Annotated in this window: 17 protein-coding genes and 2 pseudogenes; 11 read left to right on the top strand and 8 right to left on the bottom strand. The window is 42.8% G+C overall.

Annotated elements, in window-relative coordinates; genetic code table 11:
* Positions 1 to 5: 5 nt before the first annotated feature.
* From G8D99_RS02380 to G8D99_RS02355, 4 genes and pseudogenes are all read right to left on the bottom strand, one after another.
* Positions 6 to 4,328: pseudogene (locus G8D99_RS02380) on the bottom strand (RHS repeat-associated core domain-containing protein); the annotation flags it as partial.
* 71 nt (positions 4,329 to 4,399) lie between these two features.
* The gene (locus G8D99_RS02365) at positions 4,400 to 7,972 is read right to left on the bottom strand and encodes a type VI secretion system Vgr family protein (RefSeq protein WP_166322240.1); all 3,573 of its coding nucleotides are present in this window, start codon (positions 7,970 to 7,972) and stop codon (positions 4,400 to 4,402) included.
* A 147-nt stretch (positions 7,973 to 8,119) separates the two neighbouring features.
* Complete coding sequence (locus tag G8D99_RS02360; protein ID WP_166327465.1) at positions 8,120 to 8,923, bottom strand: enoyl-ACP reductase FabI; 804 nt, start codon at positions 8,921 to 8,923, stop codon at positions 8,120 to 8,122.
* 182 nt (positions 8,924 to 9,105) lie between these two features.
* Positions 9,106 to 9,834: a Bax inhibitor-1/YccA family protein gene (locus tag G8D99_RS02355; protein ID WP_166322238.1), complete on the bottom strand. Its 729-nt coding sequence runs from the start codon at positions 9,832 to 9,834 to the stop codon at positions 9,106 to 9,108.
* A gap of 349 nt (positions 9,835 to 10,183) precedes the next feature.
* Between G8D99_RS02355 and G8D99_RS02350 the strand changes: the two are divergent.
* Positions 10,184 to 10,930: pseudogene (locus tag G8D99_RS02350) on the top strand (IS5 family transposase).
* A 14-nt stretch (positions 10,931 to 10,944) separates the two neighbouring features.
* Here the strand turns inward: G8D99_RS02350 and orn are convergent.
* Positions 10,945 to 11,499 (bottom strand): oligoribonuclease, encoded by a 555-nt coding sequence (gene orn / locus G8D99_RS02345; protein ID WP_166322236.1) that lies wholly within the window; start codon positions 11,497 to 11,499, stop codon positions 10,945 to 10,947.
* A gap of 125 nt (positions 11,500 to 11,624) precedes the next feature.
* Between orn and rsgA the strand changes: the two genes are divergently transcribed.
* The 4 genes from rsgA to secB all read left to right on the top strand — a co-directional run bounded on the left by rsgA (position 11,625) and on the right by secB (position 13,977).
* Positions 11,625 to 12,686, top strand: coding sequence for a small ribosomal subunit biogenesis GTPase RsgA (rsgA, locus tag G8D99_RS02340; RefSeq protein WP_166322234.1), 1,062 nt, complete (start codon positions 11,625 to 11,627; stop codon positions 12,684 to 12,686).
* Between the two features lie 92 nt (positions 12,687 to 12,778).
* Positions 12,779 to 13,192: a rhodanese-like domain-containing protein gene (locus tag G8D99_RS02335; protein WP_166322232.1), complete on the top strand. Its 414-nt coding sequence runs from the start codon at positions 12,779 to 12,781 to the stop codon at positions 13,190 to 13,192.
* A gap of 16 nt (positions 13,193 to 13,208) precedes the next feature.
* Positions 13,209 to 13,466: a glutaredoxin 3 gene (gene grxC, locus G8D99_RS02330; RefSeq protein ID WP_166322230.1), complete on the top strand. Its 258-nt coding sequence runs from the start codon at positions 13,209 to 13,211 to the stop codon at positions 13,464 to 13,466.
* Positions 13,467 to 13,518: 52 nt separating this feature from the next.
* Positions 13,519 to 13,977: a protein-export chaperone SecB gene (gene secB, locus G8D99_RS02325; protein WP_166322228.1), complete on the top strand. Its 459-nt coding sequence runs from the start codon at positions 13,519 to 13,521 to the stop codon at positions 13,975 to 13,977.
* 66 nt (positions 13,978 to 14,043) lie between these two features.
* On the opposite strand, the gene coaBC is transcribed toward secB, so the two are convergent.
* Positions 14,044 to 15,309 carry a bifunctional phosphopantothenoylcysteine decarboxylase/phosphopantothenate--cysteine ligase CoaBC gene (gene coaBC, locus G8D99_RS02320; protein ID WP_166322226.1) on the bottom strand — a complete coding sequence of 422 codons (1,266 nt, stop codon included), beginning with the start codon at positions 15,307 to 15,309 and terminating at the stop codon, positions 14,044 to 14,046.
* A 124-nt stretch (positions 15,310 to 15,433) separates the two neighbouring features.
* Here coaBC and radC point away from each other — a divergent pair, with 124 nt between their 5' ends.
* Complete coding sequence (radC, locus tag G8D99_RS02315; protein WP_166322224.1) at positions 15,434 to 16,126, top strand: RadC family protein; 693 nt, start codon at positions 15,434 to 15,436, stop codon at positions 16,124 to 16,126.
* A gap of 97 nt (positions 16,127 to 16,223) precedes the next feature.
* Positions 16,224 to 17,135 (top strand): bestrophin family protein, encoded by a 912-nt coding sequence (locus G8D99_RS02310; protein WP_166322222.1) that lies wholly within the window; start codon positions 16,224 to 16,226, stop codon positions 17,133 to 17,135.
* Positions 17,136 to 17,241: 106 nt separating this feature from the next.
* On the opposite strand, the gene G8D99_RS02305 is transcribed toward G8D99_RS02310, so the two are convergent.
* Positions 17,242 to 18,093, bottom strand: a complete 852-nt coding sequence (locus G8D99_RS02305; RefSeq protein ID WP_166322220.1) for a PHP domain-containing protein — start codon at positions 18,091 to 18,093, stop codon at positions 17,242 to 17,244.
* Between the two features lie 43 nt (positions 18,094 to 18,136).
* On the opposite strand from G8D99_RS02305, the gene G8D99_RS02300 reads away from it, so the two are divergent.
* From G8D99_RS02300 to mnmC, 4 genes are all read left to right on the top strand, one after another.
* Complete coding sequence (locus tag G8D99_RS02300; RefSeq protein ID WP_166322218.1) at positions 18,137 to 18,751, top strand: septation protein IspZ; 615 nt, start codon at positions 18,137 to 18,139, stop codon at positions 18,749 to 18,751.
* A 30-nt stretch (positions 18,752 to 18,781) separates the two neighbouring features.
* A complete protein-coding gene (locus G8D99_RS02295) occupies positions 18,782 to 19,087 on the top strand; it encodes a YciI family protein (protein WP_166322216.1) in 306 nt (101 codons plus the stop codon).
* A gap of 1 nt (position 19,088) precedes the next feature.
* Positions 19,089 to 19,673, top strand: coding sequence for a hypothetical protein (locus G8D99_RS02290; protein ID WP_166322214.1), 585 nt, complete (start codon positions 19,089 to 19,091; stop codon positions 19,671 to 19,673).
* Positions 19,674 to 19,735: 62 nt separating this feature from the next.
* A complete protein-coding gene (mnmC, locus tag G8D99_RS02285; RefSeq protein WP_166322212.1) occupies positions 19,736 to 21,667 on the top strand; it encodes an FAD-dependent 5-carboxymethylaminomethyl-2-thiouridine(34) oxidoreductase MnmC in 1,932 nt (643 codons plus the stop codon).
* Between the two features lie 82 nt (positions 21,668 to 21,749).
* Here mnmC and G8D99_RS02280 read toward each other — a convergent pair whose 3' ends face one another.
* The gene (locus G8D99_RS02280; protein WP_166322210.1) at positions 21,750 to 22,064 is read right to left on the bottom strand and encodes a rhodanese-like domain-containing protein; all 315 of its coding nucleotides are present in this window, start codon (positions 22,062 to 22,064) and stop codon (positions 21,750 to 21,752) included.
* Between the last annotated feature and the right edge of the window lie 38 nt (positions 22,065 to 22,102).

Genomic DNA, 22,102 nt, shown 5'->3' with positions numbered 1-22,102 from the left:
TTCTCCAAACCCAAGGGATCAATCCACTGATTCGGATCACTTACATAGGTCGAATTATTCAATCCACCTTGCAGCCCAATCGGATCTTTTGAGATATACCGTGCACTATGTGGCTCATAATATCTGTAACGATTATAGTGCAGTCCTGTTTCCTCATCGTAATATTGACCTTGGAAACGAATCTCTGTCTGCTCAAATGGGTTGTCTGGGTTCGGTTGGCTGATCTCTTCTGCTCTGCCCCATGTGCTTTGTCGAATACTCCACACACATTCACCTAACTCATTACTCAGACTTTGCGGTGTACCCACTTGATCACAATGATAAAAAGCGACACGTTCGAGTTCAGCCCGTTGTTTACGCATTTCTGTTTTCCATACGGGGTCTTTATATATCGAATAGGCTTCCGTTTTAAATCGGCTGTAGTCTGGGGTCTCGATCAGTTTAATAAATTGGCTATAGCCTGCCTGTAGGGCTGGCACAAAGCTGTTCGGTTCATAGATATAGTGCTTGGTGTATTCCTGTTTGTTGTGGTGATCGGCTTGGCTATTCTGAGCTTTATGCGCTGCTATGGTTTTAGACTCCCAAATCATCAGGTCACCATCCCAACCAAATAAGGTTAAGGTCTCTGTGCCCTTTTGATCTTGGGATTTTTTATACAGGCGTCGGCCAAATACGTCATAACCATAATGGGTGATGCGTCCATTATGATTACTTTGAATTAATCGATTCAGGTTGTCCCATGTGAGTTTTAAGGTCTTGTTGCCCTGTGTGGTTTCAATCACATTGCCTTGTGCATCATAGCTGTAGCGTTTGCCTTGGTATTCTCTAATCAGATTGTCTTTGACTTGGCTGACTTGAGTGGCAATCGGATCAATCAGATTCCCTGCGGGGTCAAAGCTAAAACTTTCTATGTGCTGAGGACTTTGGCTTTTAATCAAGCGTCCAATCGGGTCATAGTGGTAGTTCAGTTTGCCCAAACGACTGTCGTCGACTTGGGTGAGTAGGTAGTTCTTGTCGTAGTGGTAGTGGCGCTGTGCCTGATGCAGTACTTTTGTCTGTTGTGATGGATCAAGTGGCGATTGGGTTTCTTGCTCAGGCTGAATCTGTTGGGAGATCAGTAACCCTACATCGTTATATTGGTTGCGTTGAATCAAGCCATTGGCCAAGTAACGTTCTGTTTCTCGGTGCAAGTCATCACGCTTAAAGCCAATCATGTCTTTTTGATTGAGGGCAATGCCGTAGACATGACCTGATCCATAACTTAAATGTGTGACTTCATGGCCATCCGGTCGGATGGTTTTGATCAGATTGCCTAGTTCATCATAGTCATAACGTAGTACTGCCGTCATCGGATTGAGATCAGGCAGTTTGTAGTGCTGATGTTCTCGTATTAATTGCCCAATTTGATTTCGGTAGAAGTCGATTTGGCTGTGTTCATTGCTGACCCGACTGAGTTGGCCATTGAGGTTATAGTCAAATGTTTCTTTCTGCGTTTTACGGCTTTCAATATGGGTATACAGTTTCTCTGCAATTTGCCCATCAGCATGGTAACTAAACTGGATGATGACGTTTGGCATACGGATTTGGAACAGGCGTCCATTTTCCATATAGGCATAGTGGCGTTCTTCGCCATCAAAGCTTTGTTCCCGCATCAGTTGGCCAAAACCGTTATAGTCAAACAGATATTCGGCATGGTTTTGATTGATCAGCTTTTGAATACGCCCTTGTTTGTCCCAGTGATAAGCAATTTGATGTTTATTGGCATCGATGCGTTGGGTCAATAAGCCACTTTGATTATAGCTGTATGTGGTGACTTTGCCTGCGGTATCGGTATGTTTGAGTAAGCGTCCTTCTTGATCATGTTCAAAGTGTTCTTTGAGGCCATCTGGATAGATAATGCTTTTTAATTGGCCTTTATCCATGCCTTTTTCACTGTAGATATACTGTACTGCATGAGCTGTGGCATCTTGTTGTTGTTTGAGTTGCCCTTCTTCATCATATTCCCATGCACTTTCTTTGCCTGAGCAGTCGCTATAACGGGTCATTTGACCGAGTTCATTGTACTGCAAGGTCCTTTTACCGCCTTTGGCATCGATGATTTCTGTGAGTTGTCCTTCGGCGTTATATTTGTATTGGGTCACCTGCCCCAGTGGATTGATCTCTTTGCTGACATTGCCCTCAGCATCGTATTCGCGTTTCCAAATATTGCCTTCAGGGTCTTTGGTTTCGATTAAGTTGCCTTGCTCATCATAGGCAAAGCGGATGATCCCACCATTGGGCTGCACGATTTTACTCAGTTGCCCAGCTTTATCATATTCTTGTTGGATTTCTCGCCCTTCGAAATCAATTTGGCGTGTAATGCGTTTGTATTGATCTCGGGAATACCATGATTCTCGTCCATCAGCGAGTCGAGTGCGGTAAGTAAAGCCTTCTAGATCAAAGTAGTAATAAGTCGGGTTGTCATAGGCGTCATAAACGGCAACTTGGCGTAAGCGCGGATGCCATTTGAGCTTGGTATGGAAACGGCCATCATCTGCCCATTCTTCAATGGCTTTGGCATCCACTGCTGTCGATTCATAACGAATGTTTTGTCCACGTCCCGTACGGTCACTGTAGCGTGTCAGTTGATGGGCATGGTTATATTGATAGTCTCGGGTATGACCATTTTCATCGATGGCTTTAATCAGGTTACCTTGGGCATCATATTGATATTGGGCTAAGGGTTGTGCCTGCTCATCAACAAATACGGCAATGATTTTAATCTGATCGTTGTAGGCAAATTTCAGGCTGTGCTGTGCGGTTTTCAGTTTAAAATCGACTTGCTTCAAGTAGGCTTGTCCATTGACCACCAGATAGTCTAAATCCACCTGTTCATTGCTTTTGGTATTGTGCTGTTGAATCAGATGGTAGGTGCCATGCAAATTCTGTGCGGCATTAAAATTGTGGAAGTGAAAGCTCCAATCACCGCCAAAATTCAGGGTCAAATCACCGTTCTCTAAGGGAACAACACAAAACCTTCAAATGGCACTTCGTAGCTTGCTCAGTAATACTGGCTGGCAAGCGTGTTTACGTCCATTGCTGTCATATAAACAGATAACCATATTCGGTCGCTTCAATCCGATTGGAAAACGGCATCATCCAACGTGCACCGATACAACTGTCATCAAACTCTGACATCTGCGAGTTGTATTGCCGGCTAAAACCAAAACCAAGTTTAGACAGGTAGAAATCGCTATGTTTGACTCGTTCAGCACCGATCGCATAGCTAATACTTTGTCCTGTGGCAGAATCTCCTGCTTTAGTGACACAACTTGGATCATTTAATGCATTCGCCTGTAGCGAGACAAACTCTAAAATATCCCCTTGACATGGCGCTCCAATTCACCGGTTTGTGAGATCGGCACACTGGCACTGACCTTTTCCCCGAGTGCCTCAATGGCTTTTAAGGTTTCATCGATCAACACATCAGGGTGTATTCTGCCCACCGGCTTGTTGTTGCATCGCCCCTGCAAGGGTGCTCAAGGCAAGGCTGGCTTTAATTTGCAAGTTCATACCGGGAATCAGGGGAAAAACGGTTTAATATCGGCTAAAGATGGGGTGGCCAAACAAACTGGCCAATGGGCGAAGCCCGTTGGTGAATTGTTCCTTCGGATCACGCTTATCAGCACTCGCTCCCCCACCGCCCGCTGCAATGGTGGATGCAGTCAATACCGTACTGATATTGGGTTTAGGCAGTGCCAGTGTCGTTAATATTTGGGTACCCAGCGCACTGGCACTAGAGCAAACCACCAAGTTTGCCTTTGGTTTCTTTAAGAAATAATCCCAAGTCCCACAGCAATACGGGCATTGAGATGCAGCGACAGGCGTTTGATGTCGCCTTCTCGTATTTGACCACCTTCTCGTATTAAGCACTCGGCCATGAGGCCTAGCATTGGGCGTAAGGCCATACGCACATGGGCTTCCGCTTGCGGTGCCAAAAATAAACCAATGAGATTAGCACTCAACATCGCGACTTGTTGTACGCCGAGCTCGCCTTGTTTAGGCAGTAAGCTATATAAAATCAGATCCAGTACACTGCCCGTAAGTGCAAAGGAGTTTGCCACCATCGGCACATTCGCCGAGGGTTGTAAATTCGATAAATTGGTATCACCACAATCATGTAAAAAACGCTGAATTTGATTGGCCATCATTTGCAAATCGGTTGGACTGCGCGTGCTTTCAAGGTTAAATACCGCCACCTCAACTGGTTGCTCAACCACGTCTTGCTCAGTCTCACCTACTGAACTTGCACCTGATGCACTTGCGTTATTCACGTCTTGAAATGTCATACTGAACCTTTATTTTCTAATCTATTGTGGTTTTATATTCATTTTGAATGCAGACATTATTCATATTGCCCTTATTTTTTAGCATTCAAAGTTTCTGGATCATCATTGGGTGTGCTGACACGTAAAGTCTCTGTATAAGACAACACGCCTTCACTGTCACTATAAGAGTTCTGTCGTATAAATGAGTCTGTCACGATCACAGGTTCATCAGCATTTGGTTTAGTTGGTTTGGGTTGAGGGACCGTTTGAGTTTCAACACTTTGTGGCGCTGGTGTCACTTGGGTCATCTGATGATGTGCCGCCACTTCAGGTTGGCTCTCACGTATTGTTTCGGTGTAGGTCAAGCCACCTGATTGGTAATAATTTTGGCTAATAAAATTGTCCGTGACCACAACAGGTTCATCTGCGACAGTGCCTTGTGGCATGTAAGAATTGGTCAAGCTCGGGTTAATGATACCATTGGAAAAACTAGACAAGTTTTGACCAATACTATCTTTCAACATTGCACTCGCTTGATCTTTAAAGAAGTCCAATCCCTGTTCCTGAATCGCATTCACGGTGCTTAGACCACTTTTTAAGGTTTGACCTGCATTGGCAATCTGATCTGGAGATAAATTCAAATTGAGTTGATTCGACAAAGCACCGAGCACTCCACTTCCCATTTGATTGGTGAATTGATTCAGTGCTTGTCCGCCTAAGTCATTGAGTACATTTTTCCCAATATTTTTTAATGAATCCGAATTTAAAGAAAAGAGATTGTCTTTTAATTGACCGATTAGATTCTGACTTGCACCACCGAGTAGGTTTTGTAAAAACCCTCCCGACGATGACTTAGCTGCGACAAAACCATCTGACCAATCATAGCTTCGACTCTCAAAATGACTCGAAGTTGACCAACAACTCCGTCTGTCTTTATCAAATTCGACCTTGGCAGGGCCTGGTGCAATACCGGTGACTGCTGCAAAACCATTACCATCTAATTTACCAGAGACTTCCTTACCTAAGGCATCAATGACTTTATAAGCATTTTGTTTGAAGAAGTCTTCTCCACCATAACTTTTAAGTAAGTTTAAGGCACCTTTTAATGGGCTGGCCTTTGGCAGTTTAGATGTTCCAGAAGCGCTTTGACCGGGTTGGAAAATATGTTGTCCTGCTTTAACTTCAAACTTCCCACTGGTGCTCGGAAAAATACCGGAAGCATTGATTTTGATTTGAGAGCTTGCACCGGTAATCACAATTTCTTTGGGACTACTAATCTCGATTTTATCGTCACTCGACGAAATCGTAATGCCTGACTTGGCCAATACATCTAAGGCATCATCTTGTGCTTGAAGCTCAACCTTACCTTTTGCGGCAATGGCACTGATCCCAGATTGCGCAGCAAACACACTGACTTTATTTAATGCTTGTGCGATTAAATTTTTCTGGGTACTTAAATTGATGCTGTCGCTTGCAACTTGATTAATTTTACCATCAGCTGATAAATGAATATCTTCAGGCGTACTAATCGCAATGCTTTCTGGGGATGTAATGAGTACAACGGCTTTTTTAAATTGAGCAATCTCTTTTTCAATCTGCTCCGCAAAAGCTTTGAGCTGTTCAAATGACTCAAGCTCATCTGATTGTTGCTTTTTGGCAACTTCACTTAAGTCCTTACTAACAACGTAACTGCCTTCCAGCTGCTTCTTGGCTTCTTCTGCTTCAAAGTGATCTTCTTTGGCTAAGTTTTGCTTATAGGTACTGATCAATAAACCTTGACCTGCACGTAGCGCACCCCATTGATCCGTTCTGAGCTCAAAGCCTTCGCCACGTCCTTCACTTTTATCCGATTCTTTTGGGTGACTTAAATTACCGAGGTTGAGTTGGCTGGCACCATGACTGCTTTGCAGTTGTGCTGAAATTTGCCCAGTGGTGTCATCAAAGCGCAGTTGGTTAAATCCACCGCCACCAACTTCTTTAGAGCGAATACCACTGAGTTTTTTGGTATCAGGCAATTGTCCTTTGACGTCGAACTTCGTTGGACTACGCTGTGCTTCGTGGAGTCGCCCCACCACAAATGGACGGTCAATATTGCCATCAAAGAAATCAATGACCACAATTTCATCGATTCGAGGCAGGAAGCGTGCGCCATAGCCATCACCCGCCCATGGAGTCAGGACATCCACCCATGCAGAGTCGGTGTCATTCTCATTGCTCCCTGCACCCCCATCATGTCCGTGGTCTTCTGTACGAGTAAACAGAAATCGGACTTTAATCCGCCCCCATTCATCCACATGAATTGATTCTCCACTTGGACCGACTACACGTGCACGTTGCGGATGCGCTGCTGGTCGATGCTCAAGTGGATTATATTCAGGCACAGTTGCAATATTTCGACGTTGCAAAATCAGATGATTGGCTTGTCGTTCTTCGCTATTGTTTTGAGTTGTATTAACTGTCCAATTGCTTTGTTGTAGCAGTTTTTGGATTTGATCATTTAGGTCTTTGGGTAAGTTGTTTTGGTTATAGAAGTGCTTGCCTGTGATCAGAAATTCTTTATCGGCTCCGCTGTGCCCGTCAATCTCAGGATGATCATTAAACTCAAACCAGTAACCGACTTGGGTATCCCGTACCGTGGATCGGGCTTTAAATTTTTTTGACTCACCTTCGTAGAACTGACTAAGCTGAGTATTGAATTTTTCCAGTTGGCTGTTGCTGGATTTGGTAGCGCCATCCTCACCTTTTAAATCTTGAATCCAAGCCGGGCTAAAGTGCCATGCTTGTTCTAACCCTAGGCTGACATTATCCACATTGTCTGAGTGTTGGTGTTTGCTGAGTACACTGCCTGCACCTTCATCTTGTTCTAAGCTATCAGCTTGCCAACGTTGTACATGGACTGCAGTCGGTTGTAGTGAACGTTGTCCGATAAAGTTGGTGATGCTGTCTTGTTGTTCTGTGGCACTGCTGCGGTGGTATTTGATGCTGCGTCGATCGAGTGCACTGTATTGACTGTTGTCATCGATTAAGCGGAGTTTTTGTGCTTCGATACTGCTCGAGGAACTTGGGACGATCAGTTGTGCTTCGTCAATGAGCCAGTTAATACCTTCACTACGCATCAGTCGAGTGAGAAAATCATAGTCCGTTTCATTGCTTTGCATGATGAACGGTCGGACATCATATTGTTGACTGAGTCCGCCCATGTCTAAGCTTAAGCTAGCAGCAAAAAGTGGGCTTTTGCTTTGCCATTCTGAAAATATTGTTTGAATCACATCCACAGCCGATTTATTCATGAACACTCGGCTATTACGGCGTTTATGCCACAGTGCTGTTGGATCTTCTAAGGTGAGTTTATACAGGGTCAGTGAACCATCACTTTGCCCTTGTGATGCTTCAGTGATAATGCCTGTGGTACGAAAGAGCGTCCCTTGATCGGTGACTTGGTCAATCGCAGCTTGTGCGCCGATAAATTGTTTTAAAGATAATGTTGCATCGGTAGACAGACAGATCAGTTCAGCTTTTAAGCCCTGATTTAAAATGTGTTCGCCATCAATCCGCTGTAGAAAAATTTGGGAATTTAAAGCAGCATTAGAAAACTGTATATGAATGGCACGTTTTTGTGCTGTTAAACCAAGTTGTTCTAATGCCGAAAATATATTTGCAGGCATAGTTATTATCATTTAAAAATTTATAATTCTTTCTATTTAATCAAATTATGCTGAATAAAACAGCAAACTTTGTCACTAAAGATGTTTTTAAATGTAAAAAAGTCGGCAATTTATGCCGACTTTTAAGTTAAAATTAAGAATTAAACTTTAGAGATCGTTCATCAACTCAGCACTCATACCGACCGTGTTGTAGCCTGCATCGACATACAGAATTTCACCGGTAATGCCGTTTGCCCATGGTGAGCATAGGAATAATGCCGCATTACCCACATCTTCAATCGTGACATTGCGTTTCAGCGGAGCCACTTTTTCATTGACATCGAGCATTTTACGGAATGATTTGATCCCTGATGCAGCCAAGGTACGGATTGGACCTGCAGAAATTGCATTCACACGAATCCCTTCAGCACCTAAGCTAGACGCTAAATAACGTACCCCTGCTTCTAAAGATGCTTTTGCCATACCCATCACGTTGTAGTTTGGCATGACACGTTCAGAACCTTGATAGGTCAGGGTCAATAAACAACCTTGACGCGCTGCCAATAAAGGTTTTGCTGCACGCGCCATGGCGATAAAACTGTATGCACTAATGTCATGTGCAATTTTGAAACCGTCACGATCGGTTACATCTGTGAAGTCGCCATCAAGTGTGTGTGCAGGTGCAAAACCAATTGAATGCACCACCCCATCTAGACCGTCCCAATGTTTAGCCAATTCCGCAAATGCTGAATCAATTTCGGCATCTACCGCAACATCACATGGGAAAACAAGCGTTGAACCAAACTGTTCAGCAAAATCATCAACACGTTTTTTTAACTTTTCATTTGGATAAGTAAATGCAAGCTCTGCACCTTGGCTATGCAATGCTTGTGCAATACCAAAGGCAATCGATAATTTACTCGCAATACCCGCAATGAGGAAACGTTTACCTGCCAATAATCCTTGTGCCATGTGACTCTCACTCAAAATAATGTTCATGCATAATGCCAAGTCTAAAACATTTTCAACATTGCATAATGCGCCTTTTTTCAAAAACTTTGTTATTGGTCTGTTTATCGGTTCATTTTCAACACGATGCTGACAATAAAAAAGCCAATCATCAGGATTGGCTTTTCGCTCATGTTTAAACAGGCTTAGTCACGGCTTAAACCGATTAAACGTAAGAATGAATAATACATCCAAACTAAAGTCGCCAATAAGGCAATACCACATAACCATTCCATGGATTTTGGTGCACGCTGTGCCGCAGCAGATTCAATCAGATCAAAATCTAGAATTAAATTTAAAGAGGCAATCACTGCGACAAATGCAGCAAAACCTAAACCTAACCAATTGCTTTCAAATACATAAGGAATGCTTGAGCCAAACGCTAGGCGCATCACCAGTTGCACTACAAAAACCAAGGCAATGGCAATCGTTGCAGATATCACCACCGATTTAAACTTTTCCGTCGCACGAATGATTTTAAAGCGGTATAAACCAAACATCACCAATGACGTCACAAACGTTGCCAACAATGCTTGTAGAGGCACACCCGGATATTTCACTTGGAAAATCACCGAAATACCGCCTAAAAATGCCCCTTCAAATAAAGCATAAGGAATTGCTAGCGTACGTGCAGTATTCGGCTTAAAGGTCGCAATCAATGCCAAAATAAAACCACCAATTGCACCGACTATGGCTGCTGCATTGGCCAAACCAATATTCAGCGTCATAAAACTATAAACAAATACACCCAAGCCAACTACAGCAGCAATCACGGTCAAAAGTACAGATTTTTCAATCGCACCTTGAATGGTCATCGGTTGGCTATAATCAGCATGTGTTTCTACACGGGTGAGAATGGGATTATTACTTTGCATAAATCACTCTTTTTAATATTCATTTGGGGAAGATATTAGCTTGCTTCTGGGTAAATCCAATGAAGAAGTCGCTTATTTTTGTAAATTGTTATGTTGATGATGCAATTGCAGTATAACCGAAGAAATCTAGAATAAAAAATAGCCCGAAAAAAGGAGCACTGATTGCTCCTTTTTATTTCATCGAAATCAACACTTCTCAATCAATGTACTAAAGACATCATCAGATATGACGATCGACCAATCATGCGAAAAAATAATTCTTCGACAGATTAGGATCTGTTGACATTTGCTGTTCAAAAAAATAGCGAGAAAGTAGAATTCAATCGCCAAACCAAATTCACTTCTCGCTATGCCTCGAACAATGCTGACGGATCAACACTGGTCTAAGCTGAAACCTATTCTCGTTAATTTTGGTATTTATCTCAAACATAATTTGAGATTATTCATCGAAGCAATTCTCTATCGGATTAGAACGGGTTGCCCTTGGCGAGATTTGCCTGAAATATTTGGCAAACCAAACTCTATTTTTAAAAAATTTAATCGTTGGTGTAAAGACAGTAAGCTACTAAAAGTATTTAAATTATTATCCAATAATGCAGATTCGGAATGGGTTTTTATTGATGCCTCTCATGTGCGAGCGCATCAACATGCGGCAGGAGTGAAAGACCAAGCTATTTCTAAAAGCATTGGTGGAAATAGTTCTAAAATCCATTTAGCCGTGGATGCGAATGGAAATCCTATTGAATTTATCATTGGTGATGGCAAGACTCATGATGTGAAAGTTGCACCTCATTTGATTGATGCTTTAGATTTAAAAGACACAGAAATATTGTGTGCAGATAAGGGTTATGATTCAGAATTACTTAGAGAAAAAATTGAGAATACCGAAACCAAAGCGAATATTCCAAAGAAATGTAATTCTAAATCTAGCAGTCAGCATATGGATTAGTATTTATATAAAATCAGGCACTTAGTGGAAAATGCATTTGCAAGATTAAAACATTTTCGAGGAATTGCAACGCGGTATGACAAGCTAAAGCAGAACTATGAAAACTCAGTTGCTTTAGCCTGTATCTTTATCTGGTTACCATTATGAAATGTCAACAAGCCCTAGTTATTCGAAATAAAGAAATACTGACGGTAGTATTTCAATTCAGCGATTGAATCACGGATATCATCCATCGCTAAATGTGAGGCATTCTTTTTCAAACCGCTCATGATTTCAGGACGCCAGCGTTTTGCCAACTCTTTCACTGAAGACACATCAAGGTTACGGTAATGGAAGAATTGTTCCAATTCAGGCATTAAACGATGCATGAAACGGCGATCTTGGCAGATCGAATTACCACACATCGGTGAAGATTTTGGATTGACCCACTTCTTCAAAAACTCAATGGTTTGTTGTTCAGCATCTTGCGCGGTTAATTTACTCCGGCGCACACGTTCGATCAGACCAGATTGACCATGTTGGCGTGTATTCCATTCATCCATCGCATTTAAAATAATGTCAGATTGATGAATGGCCAATACAGGACCTTCAGCGAGAATATTTAAATTATCATCAGTGACAATGGTCGCAATTTCAATGATCTTGTCATTGTCAGTGTCTAGACCTGTCATTTCAAGGTCAATCCAAATCAAGCGGGTGTCGGGTGTGCTGCTCATACTTGTGCAATCTTATTGGACGATTAAAAGAAGAAGAATAGCAAATTAATCGCCTCGATGCTGTAATTCCATAGCGGGTCATGCTATTTTTGCCATCCAATTGTTATGGTTTTATCAGGTTATGAATGGCTTTAATTCGTAAACGTCGTTTAACTGAACAGCAGCAACGCCGCATTCAGAAGCAACATCAAACACGTCAAGAAGATCTCGATACTTCTGATGACTTAGAAGGTCTGGTCGTTCAACATTATGGTCGACAACTCGAAGTACAAGCCCTTTCTGTCCCTCAAGATCACCCTATTCGTCCCGAAACCAAAGCGGGCGAGCCTGAATCTTTTTGGAAACCGATTGACGTTGGCAGTGTTTGGCGCTGTCATACCCGTACCAATTTAGAACTTTTGGTCACTGGTGACCGGGTGAAATGGCAAGCGGATCCCAACACAGGTTTGGGGATTATCACCGCGATTCACCCTCGTCGTTCACTGCTGACCCGCCCTGACCGCTATCACAAAGTTAAACCTGTGGCAGCCAATATCAGCTTGATCGTGATCGTGATTGCCCCTTTGCCTGAGCCTGCACCGACCCTGATCGACCGTTATTTGGTGGCTTGTGAAGATGCCAAAATTCCGGCTTTGTTGGTCCTGAATAAATGCGATTTACTTCAGGGTGAAGAGGATACTCGACTGAAATTAGTCGAAGAATACCGTGCCTTGGGTTATGAATTTATGTTGACGCAGTCGAATGGTGATTTGACTGAACTGAAACAGCGTTTGGACAATGAAACCGTGGCTTTTGTGGGTCAATCTGGGGTAGGTAAAAGCACCCTGATTAATGCCATCGTTCCAGATGCCGCGCAGAAAACCAATGTGATTTCAGACAACTCTGCCTTGGGTCAACACACCACCACCTCGACTCGTTTAATCGGTTTTGGTGAAAATGGCGCTCTGATTGACTCTCCAGGGATTCGTGAATTTGGTCTGTGGCATCTTGATTTAGACAAGATTGATCAAGGTTTTCCTGAAATTGCGGATTATATTGGGCATTGTCAGTATCGTAACTGTACCCATACCCATGAAAAGCAATGTGCGATTAAACAGGCAGTCGATGAAGGTAAAATTTTATCGCGTCGTTTAGACAGTTATTTACGCTTAATTGCGGAGATCACTGAGGCGCAACAAAAAAATTAGTTTTCTTTATCCGAAGCCTTGAAGCGGTGATTTTGATCACCATATATATACGCTATACTCTACGCAGTTTTTAATTTGTCATTAGGTGATTTGTGGAACGTTGGTTGGAATTTATGGGGAATCACCCCTTCTTGTTTGCAATTTTAGGTGCATTAATCGTTCTGTTCTTTGTATTTGAAGGACAACGCAATGGTCGTAAAATTTCACCACAGTCGCTCGGTATTTTGGTTAAAGCTAAAAATGCAATGTTGATCGATCTTCGTGACGGGAAAGATTTCCGTGAAGGTCACATCAGTGGTAGCCGTAATATTCCTTACAGCCAATTGTCGACTCATCTTGAAGAATTAAAATCAGCTGATCGTCCTTTAGTGTTTATTTGCAACTTGGGTCAAGTGGCAGGTAGTGCTTTACAACAAGTCGGTCATACAGATAGCTATCGTTTAGATGGCGGTGTGAGTAACTGGAAAGCCCAAGGCTTACCATTGGTTAAAAGCAAAAAAGCTTAACTTAGGAGTCTGAAACATGACAGCTCAAGTCACTGTTTATTCAACATCTGTTTGCCCATACTGCGTTCGTGCGAAGCAACTACTTGAACGTAAAGGCATTGCATATAAAGAAGTGAATTTGTCTCAAGAAGCACCTGAAGTGCGTATCGAGTTAATGCAACGTACCAATCACCGTACTGTGCCGCAAATTTTTATCAAAGATCAATTCATCGGTGGTTTCGACCAACTTTATGCTTTAGAGCGTGAAGGCAAACTCGACGAATTACTTGCTTAAGCTATCCGTACAATAATTTAGTTACACCATCTCGTTTACGAAGGATTATAGAATGAGTGAAGAACAACAAGTTCAACCACAACTCGCGTTAGAACGTATTTATACTAAAGATATTTCTTTTGAAGTGCCTGGGGCGAGCGTTTTCACGAAAGAATGGCAACCTGAATTAAACATTAACTTGTCATCTGCTGCTGAAAAAGTAGACCCAACCCATTTTGAAGTGTCTTTAAAAGTGGTTGTTCAAGCCAATAATGCAGGCGAAACTGCATTTATCGTAGACGTGACTCAATCAGGTATTTTCTTGGTTGATGGCGTTGAAGAAGAACGTCTTCCTTACATTCTCGGCGCTTACTGCCCGAACATTTTGTTCCCATTCCTACGTGAAGCGGTGAATGATCTTGTGACTAAAGGTAGCTTCCCACAATTGCTTCTTACACCGATTAACTTCGATGCTGAATTTGAAGCCAATATGCAACGTGCGCAAGCTGCTGCAGCGGAAGGTCAAGCTTAAGTTTTTAAGTTTGAAAATCAAAAAAGACCGCATCTGCGGTCTTTTTTACATTTTATGCCCTGTCATTTAGACCACAGGTTGCTGTTGTTCTAAAGCATCATGAATCGCTTCAACCAACTGCTGTGCAATCTCTTGCTTAGAAGCCTTTTCTAAATCACGTTTTTCCATCTCGTAACGATCGGCAAAGAATACGGTCATGGCATTTTGATCCGATGCAAAACCAATATCCGCACGGGATACATCATTGCAGGCAATCATATCGAGTTTTTTCGCCACTAACTTACCTGCTGCATATTCTTCAACATTACGCGTTTCAGCGGCAAAACCGACCATAAATGGGCGTTGTTTTTGCTGAGCAATGGTCGCCACAATATCGGGGTTTTTCACTAAAGATACGGCAAGCTCATCACCTGCTTTTTTGATTTTATGCTCAGACACTTCAGCGACACGGTAATCCGCTACCGCAGCAGTCGCAATAAAGATATCACAGCCATCATACAGCTGTTGCATACTCAAATCCAACATTTGCATCGCAGATGACACATTCTTACGCTCGACGCCATTCGGGGTATCTAGACTGACAGGTCCTGCAATGAGTGTAACTTTTGCCCCTGCGCTATAACACGCTGCCGCCAAAGCAAAACCCATTTTTCCGGTACTGTGGTTAGAAATATAACGTACAGGGTCAATCGCTTCTCGTGTTGGCCCTGCGGTAATGGTGACTTTCTTACCCGCCAATAGACCAAATTTTTCCGCAATCGCACGTTGTGCTTTATGGAAATACTCACGGACTTGTTCAGCCAAATCTTCAGGTTCAGGCATACGTCCTAAACCGACATCACCACAAGCTTGTGAACCGGCTTCCGGCATGATCACATGCACGCCATCTTCCACCAAGGTGTTTAAATTACGCTGTGTTGGTTTGGCTGCCCACATTTGCTGATTCATGGCAGGTGCGACCCAAACCGGGGCTTTGGTCGCTAAATATAAGGTACTGAGTAAATCGTCTGCCAAGCCTGCAGCAAATTTTGCAAGGGTGTCACAACTGGCGGGTGCGACGAGAACCAAGTCTGCCCAACGAGCCAATTCAATATGTCCCATACCCGCTTCCGCTTCGGGATCTAATAATTCTGAATGAACGGGGTTGCCCGATAAGGCTTGAAAGGTCAGCGGTGTAATGAAGGCTTGCGCGCCTTTAGTCATGACCACACGGACATTGAAACCGTAATCTTTGAGTCGGCGAACCAAAATCGCACTTTTATAGGCAGCAATACCACCGGTGACAGCAAGAATAATATTTTTATTGGAAAACACACTGAGATCGAAACTCACGATCAGGCTACCTTTCTGTTGCAGTGGCGCTCACAATAGCATTAAATAATCTTGCACCCAAGCTGTCGACTTGGGAAATATGAAAAGTCTCCTAAAATAAATCAAATTAATACAGTGAATAATAATGAATAATTCAATTAAGCAGTGGCCCGAACAAGAGCGCCCAAGAGAGCGCTTACTGCTACAAGGCGCTTCAAGTCTGTCTGATGCCGAGCTGCTTGCGATCTTTTTACGCTCAGGCTCACAGCAACATTCAGCCGTCGAACTTGCTCGGATTTTGATTCAACACTTTGGCAATTTGTCTGCTATTTTTGATGCTTCACTATCAGATTTAAGACAATTTCATGGCATTGGCGACACCAAATATTCTCAGCTGATGGCAGTAAAAGAACTTGGACGGCGCTACTTACGCCATCATCTACAACAAGGGGCGGATTTGAGTCGTTCGGATCTGATTCGAGACTATTTACGATATGAATTGCTCGGCGAAACGCAGGAAGTGTTTGCGGTATTGTGTTTGGATGCACAGCTACGCAAAATTAATTTTAAGAAACTATTCTATGGCTCGACCAACTACTGCAATATTTCGATCAATCAGTTAATTCGACATGCGATTCATCATCATGCTACCGCCATTGTGATTGCGCATAACCATCCCAAAGGTATCGCTGAACCCTCGATTGAAGACAAGCAACTGACCTTAGAAATACAACAAGCCTGTCAACTTTTAGAAATTCGCCTGCTTGATCATTTAATCATTTCAAGCGAACAAAGTTTTTCATTTGCAGAGCATCAACTTCTCAAAAAAATAGGATAAATTCACAATTTAAACATCTATGCGCTGAATTGAAATTTTGCATTGACAAGCAACCGTCAAGCGATGAAGATCATAAAAAAATACAGACCCTAATTCCATGATTGTCCGTGATCAAAACGATACGCTAAAACTATTATTTTCATGGCGTGGCACAATTCTACCTAAAGTTCTTCCGCCTTTAGGCTTGGTGATGTTGCTCTCCGCTGTGGTCGGAGGAATTGAGTATATTGACCTCTATCGTTTTCCAGAAATTCCATTGGTCGGCTTTACCCTGATTGGGGTGGTGCTGTCACTGTTTTTAGGCTTTAAAAATAGTGCCTGTTATGACCGTTGGTGGGAAGCCCGTAAGCTATGGGGTATGCTGATTGCCAATGCACGTCATTTTGACCGTGACTGCCGTATTCTGCCGCAAGGTCGTCGTGAGCGTGTGATTCAGCATGTGATTGTATTTGCCAATGTACTGCGAGATCGTTTGCGTCATCAAACTCATTCACCCGATGCGATGTTAGAAACCAGTGGACTCAGTCAGCAGGCGTTGACCCAGTTGTATCAACAAACCAATGCCCCGCAATACACCCTGAGTCTCATCCATTGGGAGCTGATGTCAGCGCTGAAAGAAGGGGAAATTTCTGACATCGTTTATATGCAAATGAATCAGCATGTGACTGAACTCAGCCTAGTACAAACCGGCTGTGACCGTATCGCCACTACGCCTTTGCCCTTTGCATATTCAGTACTACTCAATCGTACCGTGTATTTTTTCTGCTTTATGTTGCCGTTTAGCTTAGGCTCAGTGTTGGGTTTAGCGACACCCCTTATGGTCGGTATTTTGGCGTATACCTTTTTGGGACTCGATGCCTTAAGTTCCGAAATTGAAGAGCCTTTTGGTACGCAAAGTAATGACTTACCTTTAGACTCCATGGTCAGAACCATTGAAATTGAATTATTAGGGACTTTGGGTAAACCGACACCGCCACCGATTCAAGCGATGGATCACAATCTTTTATAACCATCTTTGGTTTATACAGTTTGGTTATGGCTTGCATGACCTCTCTGATCCAAGGGAGGCATGCGCTGCTAAAAGTAAAAGCTAAGCTCGAGCTTTTAAAATAGAACTAAACGAAGCTTTCCCAAATCCCGACTTGCCCTTGTTTTAAGGTGGGAATATTGCCCAGCTTAATCCATGGCATGTTATCACCATGAAAATCACTGCCCACCGAGACTTTTAAATTACACTGTTCAATCATCCGATCGACCATTTGACGGGTCGAAGCAGGTTCAATTGCAGGGGGAAGCTCAACCGCATCTCCGCCATGTTGTGCGAAGCGCTCAATTAAATAACGCACATTGGTCGCAGAAAGATCATAGCGAGTTGGATGGGCAAGGACGGCAAAGCCTTGGCTTTCGTGAATCACTTGAATGGTTTCAGCCAAACCTAAACCATCAAATTTCACATAGGCTTTTTTACCCTCTTTGATATATTTATCAAACGCCTGTTGTGGACGTGCCACGATGCCCTTTTCTACTAAGGTTTTGGCGATATGGGTTCGAGTAATTCGATCCGGCTCACCCTCTACCTTTGCCACCACATCGGGATAAATATCCATCTGAATGAGGGGTTCGAGTAACTGACAAATTTGAATCGCACGTTGGGCACGAATACGCTTTTGTTCTTGCAAAAGTTGTTGTAATGGCTGCATATTTTGCATATTGAGTGCCACGATATGCACGCCGTAAGTCTTGTTGGTCGAAGGTCTTGACCATTGGCTTGAAATCTCGACCCCAGAAATAATCTGAATCGGCTGATTATTTGCAATTTTTTCCGCTAAAGCCAATCCATCCATGCTATCGTGGTCAGTCAATGCAAGTGTGTGAATCCCTTTTTCAAGGGCAGCCTGAACCAATAATTCTGGGGTATAAGTCCCATCAGAAATATTGCTATGTGTGTGTAAATCTACGCCTTGCATCTTTTATACTACCCATTCACCTGAACAGAATAGATACTTTAACATGAAAGCACTTTTAGACTTTGTGCCACTCATAATTTTCTTTTGGTTATATAAAACAGTCGATCCTAAAGATTCAGAACATCCATTATTACAATTGATTGGCTCTGCAGGTGGTGTTGATAACAACAATATTTTAGTGGCAACGACCGGCTTAATTATTTCCATGCTCGTGGTCTACGGCGCATTGTTTGTCAGACAGCGTTTCCATTTGGATAAACAACAATGGTTGGTGTTGTTTATGACGGTGATTTTTGGTGGGATTACCTTAATGCTGAGTGACGATTTTTATATTCGTCTAAAAGCAGCCATTTTGAATTTTGCCTTTGCTGCGGCTTTCTTTATTTCACCGTATTTTGGTAAAGAACGTAAACCTTTGATCAAGCGTTTATTCGGCCCTGTGTTAGAACTGACTGAGCAAGGCTGGAAAAAATTAAATATGTCTTGGGGACTGATGTTTGTGGGCATGGCCTGCTTACATATTTTCTTTGCGTTTATCTTTGCCAACGGAAAATATTGGGGTGAATTCACCGCTTTTGGTGACATGATCGTGATGTTTTCCTTTATTATTATTCAGTTTATTATTCTGCGTAAGCACTTTAAGTCGCCTGAAGAATAATCTGCCCCTTATAAAGAATAGAGAAAGTAAATGGCTTTATTTGTAATCACCTGTACCGACGCTCCGGGTACAGTCGAAAAACGTTTAGCAACTCGTCCGCAACATTTGGCTCGATTAGAACAATTAGATGCTGAAGGTCGTGTCATTGTTGCCGGTGCAATGCCAATCGATCGTGAAAATCCACAGCATGGTTTTTATGGCAGTACCCTAATTTTAGATTTTGATACCCGTGAAGAACTTGATGCATGGTTAGCTGAAGAGCCCTTCTTAAAAGAAGGCATCTATTCGCATATTGATGTTAAGCCCTTTAATAAAGCGCTACCGAATGGAAAATAAGATGCAATTTGCCATCAAAGGACTTTTCTTGAGCACGTTACTGTGCTCGTCTGCATGGGCGGTTGAAGCCGTCCCTGCTCAAGGGGCTGCATCTGCAAACACTTCATCTCCAAACACTACATCTCAATCCGTAGCGCCACAAAACACAGTAGCACCTGTTGCAACTGCTCAAAAGCCGGCTAGTGCACAGCCATTGGGCAATCCAATTGTGCAAACTGCAACAGCGATGACCACCGCTTTAGCCACCACAGCCAATGCTCAAACTCCGGTTACAGCTGAAGACAATAAACCTTTAACTGCTGAACAAATTGCCAAACAAAAAGCAGCGGCTGAAGCCAAAGTTAAAGCCCTCGTTAAAGATCAAGCGACACGTTTACAGCAACTGGAAAAAGCCAATTTAGATGCTTTGGCTCAGAACCAAGAATTACAATTGAAAAATGATAATTTAGGCGTTCAAGTGCAGGTGTTACAAAGTGAACGTAGCGCACAGATGTTCTTATATGGCGCAGCGACCATTGCTGTCGGCATTTTTTTTGGTTTCCTGATCGCAAGTTATATTTACACCAAACGTCGTCGTCAGTGGTAAGCCACTGACTCGATCCAATTTTTTACTCCTCTTCTGTTTTCATTTTCAAAAGGTTTACCCTCTTGTCTAAAGCCATTCAAACTGCTGAATTAACTTGGCAATGCATTGATGGAATCGAAATTCCTATTTCCAGCCATTTTGGTGATATTTATTTCTCTAAAGACAACGGATTACTTGAATCTCGTTACGTGTATTTAGAGGGCAATGATTTAAGCGCTCGATTATCCCAACTGAAAGATTTTGACTACTTCTGTGTCGGTGAAATCGGTTTTGGAACGGGTTTAAATGTCTTGGCTTTATGGCAACTGTGGCAACAGGCTCGTCCTGATAACCACAGCCATTTACATATCGTAAGTTTTGAAAAGCATCCGCTCAGCAAAGCTGATCTGATTCGTGCCCTTAATGCATGGCCTGAACTAAAACCTCTAGCCGATCAATTGATTGCACAGTACCCGATGCCTATTTCAGGCGGACATCGGATTCATTTTAGTCATGAACGCTTCTCCATCGATTTATGGCTCGGTGATGCCTTAGAAAACCTACAACAATTACCCAAACAGCATGCGGTCAATGCCTGGTTTTTAGATGGCTTTGCACCTGCTGTCAATCCTGAATTGTGGCAAAACAATGTCCTTACCGAACTGGTTCGTTTATCTGAGATCGGCACAACATTCTCATCCTTTAGTGTCGCAGGTCAATTGAGACGGGGGCTAGAACACCTCGGGATCACAACGTCTCGCCCCAAAGGCTTCGGTCATAAACGAGAAATGCTCAAAGCGATTTGGGCATTACTAGAGTCGGATCAAGTCGAACACTCGGATACGATTCAACCGAATTTAACAAACAATGCTTCATATAAAGTCGCGAATGCCCCACAACGCAAGATCGCCGTGATTGGTGCAGGCATCGCCGGTTTAAGCACTGCCTATGCCGTAGCACTGCGTAGTCATCAAGTGCGCATTTACGATCAATCTGAGCCGATTTCAGGGGCATCAGGTAATCCATTGGCATTACTTAACCCTCGGTTAAATCCGATTGATAAAATTGATGACCACTTAATGACGGTGAGCTGGAAATTTGCCTTAAGTCATTATCCAAAATTCAAAGCCTTTCATCCTGTCGCAGTGAATCAATTTGTACTGAAACAGCCTGAAGAATCATTCAAATTGATGCAAGGCTATCCTGACGGCGTTTTTAGTTTTAAAGATCGCTCACAGATAAACAACGATCAAAAAATCGAGGCAAACTATGATGCCTTATGTTTTGAGCAAGCTGGAACCGTCAAACCCGAGCTTTTTAAAGATGAAGTTTTAGCTCATTCGCTGATTCACTTTAAACAGCTGGGTATCGATCGTATTGATCAAACATCTGAGGGGGTTGCGCTCTATGCGAATGATCAATGCATTGATGTGGTTGATCATGTGGTTGTCTGCTGTGCGCTGAATAGCCCACAATTTTTCGATTATTACCCTGCGTTAAAACCGAATCGTGGACAAGTCAGTTGGATGCACTATCAAGCATCTGATTTTAACGCTCAACTCGCGCATAGCTACGGTGGCTACTGTGCAAAGATCAATGATCAAGAATTGATTTTAGGGGCATCTTTCTTTCCGCATCGTGCTGATGATGAAGTGTTGTTAGAAGATCATCAGCATAACTATGAGCTGTTTGAATTGGTTTTCCCTGAGCAAGCCAAACAACTTCCTGCCTTAGACACGTGGCAAGGTCGAGCTTCCGTCCGTGCGCAAAGCTTGGATTATTTTCCATTGGTGGGACAACTCGATACAAATTCTGAAATTTATACCCTGTCAGGCTTAGGCTCTAAGGGGTATTTATATGCACCGTTATGTGCTGAAATTTTAGCATCTGACATGCTGAATGAGTTTAGTCCTGTGTCGATCGATATTTTGAAAAAGATCAATCCAAGACGTTTTGTTAAAAAAGTCAAACCAAAGAAACCCTATTATCAAAAACCACAATCGGATGAGAAATAAAGTTTCTTATTTGATTGTCTGAAAATTAACGACGATGCAAATATGGCATCCACAAAAAAGCGCCTGACGGCGCTTTTATTTTTTATGATCCCTGTTCTAAAGCAATGCCCGCATCACGTACTGCGCGCGTTCCTCCCATCAGAACCACATAGTCACGAGAGCTATCAAAACCTTCTAACTTTTCAGCTGCACGTGGCGCTTTACTTCCACCACCACATAAGATGTAAATCGACTGATCCGAATCCACCTGAGTCAAAAGATCAGCATTTAACCCGTCAATGGGCTGATTAACAGCACCTTTGACATGGCCTTCTGCATAGGCTTTTGCGTCACGAACATCCCAGATTACTGCACCTTCTGGGAACTCAAATGTTGTAATTTCTTGTTTACGGATCATTGTGCACTCCTTTGATGTAAACAACACTTGGCAAATGA

The organism is Acinetobacter lanii (genome assembly GCF_011578285.1).
GTDB classification, from domain to species: domain Bacteria; phylum Pseudomonadota; class Gammaproteobacteria; order Pseudomonadales; family Moraxellaceae; genus Acinetobacter; species Acinetobacter lanii.
The sequence above is the reverse complement of the archived record's forward strand: the minus strand, read 5'-3'. Positions and strand labels throughout refer to the sequence as shown.

Coding starts and splice junctions, on each gene's coding strand:
- secB (WP_166322228.1), top strand. CDS start 13,519: ATGAGTGAAGAACAACAAGTTCAACCACAACTCGCGTTAGAACGTATT.
- G8D99_RS02360 (WP_166327465.1), bottom strand. CDS start 8,923: ATGGCACAAGGATTATTGGCAGGTAAACGTTTCCTCATTGCGGGTATT.
- G8D99_RS02280 (WP_166322210.1), bottom strand. CDS start 22,064: ATGATCCGTAAACAAGAAATTACAACATTTGAGTTCCCAGAAGGTGCA.
- grxC (WP_166322230.1), top strand. CDS start 13,209: ATGACAGCTCAAGTCACTGTTTATTCAACATCTGTTTGCCCATACTGC.
- G8D99_RS02295 (WP_166322216.1), top strand. CDS start 18,782: ATGGCTTTATTTGTAATCACCTGTACCGACGCTCCGGGTACAGTCGAA.
- G8D99_RS02290 (WP_166322214.1), top strand. CDS start 19,089: ATGCAATTTGCCATCAAAGGACTTTTCTTGAGCACGTTACTGTGCTCG.
- G8D99_RS02355 (WP_166322238.1), bottom strand. CDS start 9,834: ATGCAAAGTAATAATCCCATTCTCACCCGTGTAGAAACACATGCTGAT.
- G8D99_RS02365 (WP_166322240.1), bottom strand. CDS start 7,972: ATGCCTGCAAATATATTTTCGGCATTAGAACAACTTGGTTTAACAGCA.
- rsgA (WP_166322234.1), top strand. CDS start 11,625: ATGGCTTTAATTCGTAAACGTCGTTTAACTGAACAGCAGCAACGCCGC.
- G8D99_RS02300 (WP_166322218.1), top strand. CDS start 18,137: ATGAAAGCACTTTTAGACTTTGTGCCACTCATAATTTTCTTTTGGTTA.
- radC (WP_166322224.1), top strand. CDS start 15,434: ATGAATAATTCAATTAAGCAGTGGCCCGAACAAGAGCGCCCAAGAGAG.
- orn (WP_166322236.1), bottom strand. CDS start 11,499: ATGAGCAGCACACCCGACACCCGCTTGATTTGGATTGACCTTGAAATG.
- G8D99_RS02310 (WP_166322222.1), top strand. CDS start 16,224: ATGATTGTCCGTGATCAAAACGATACGCTAAAACTATTATTTTCATGG.
- G8D99_RS02305 (WP_166322220.1), bottom strand. CDS start 18,093: ATGCAAGGCGTAGATTTACACACACATAGCAATATTTCTGATGGGACT.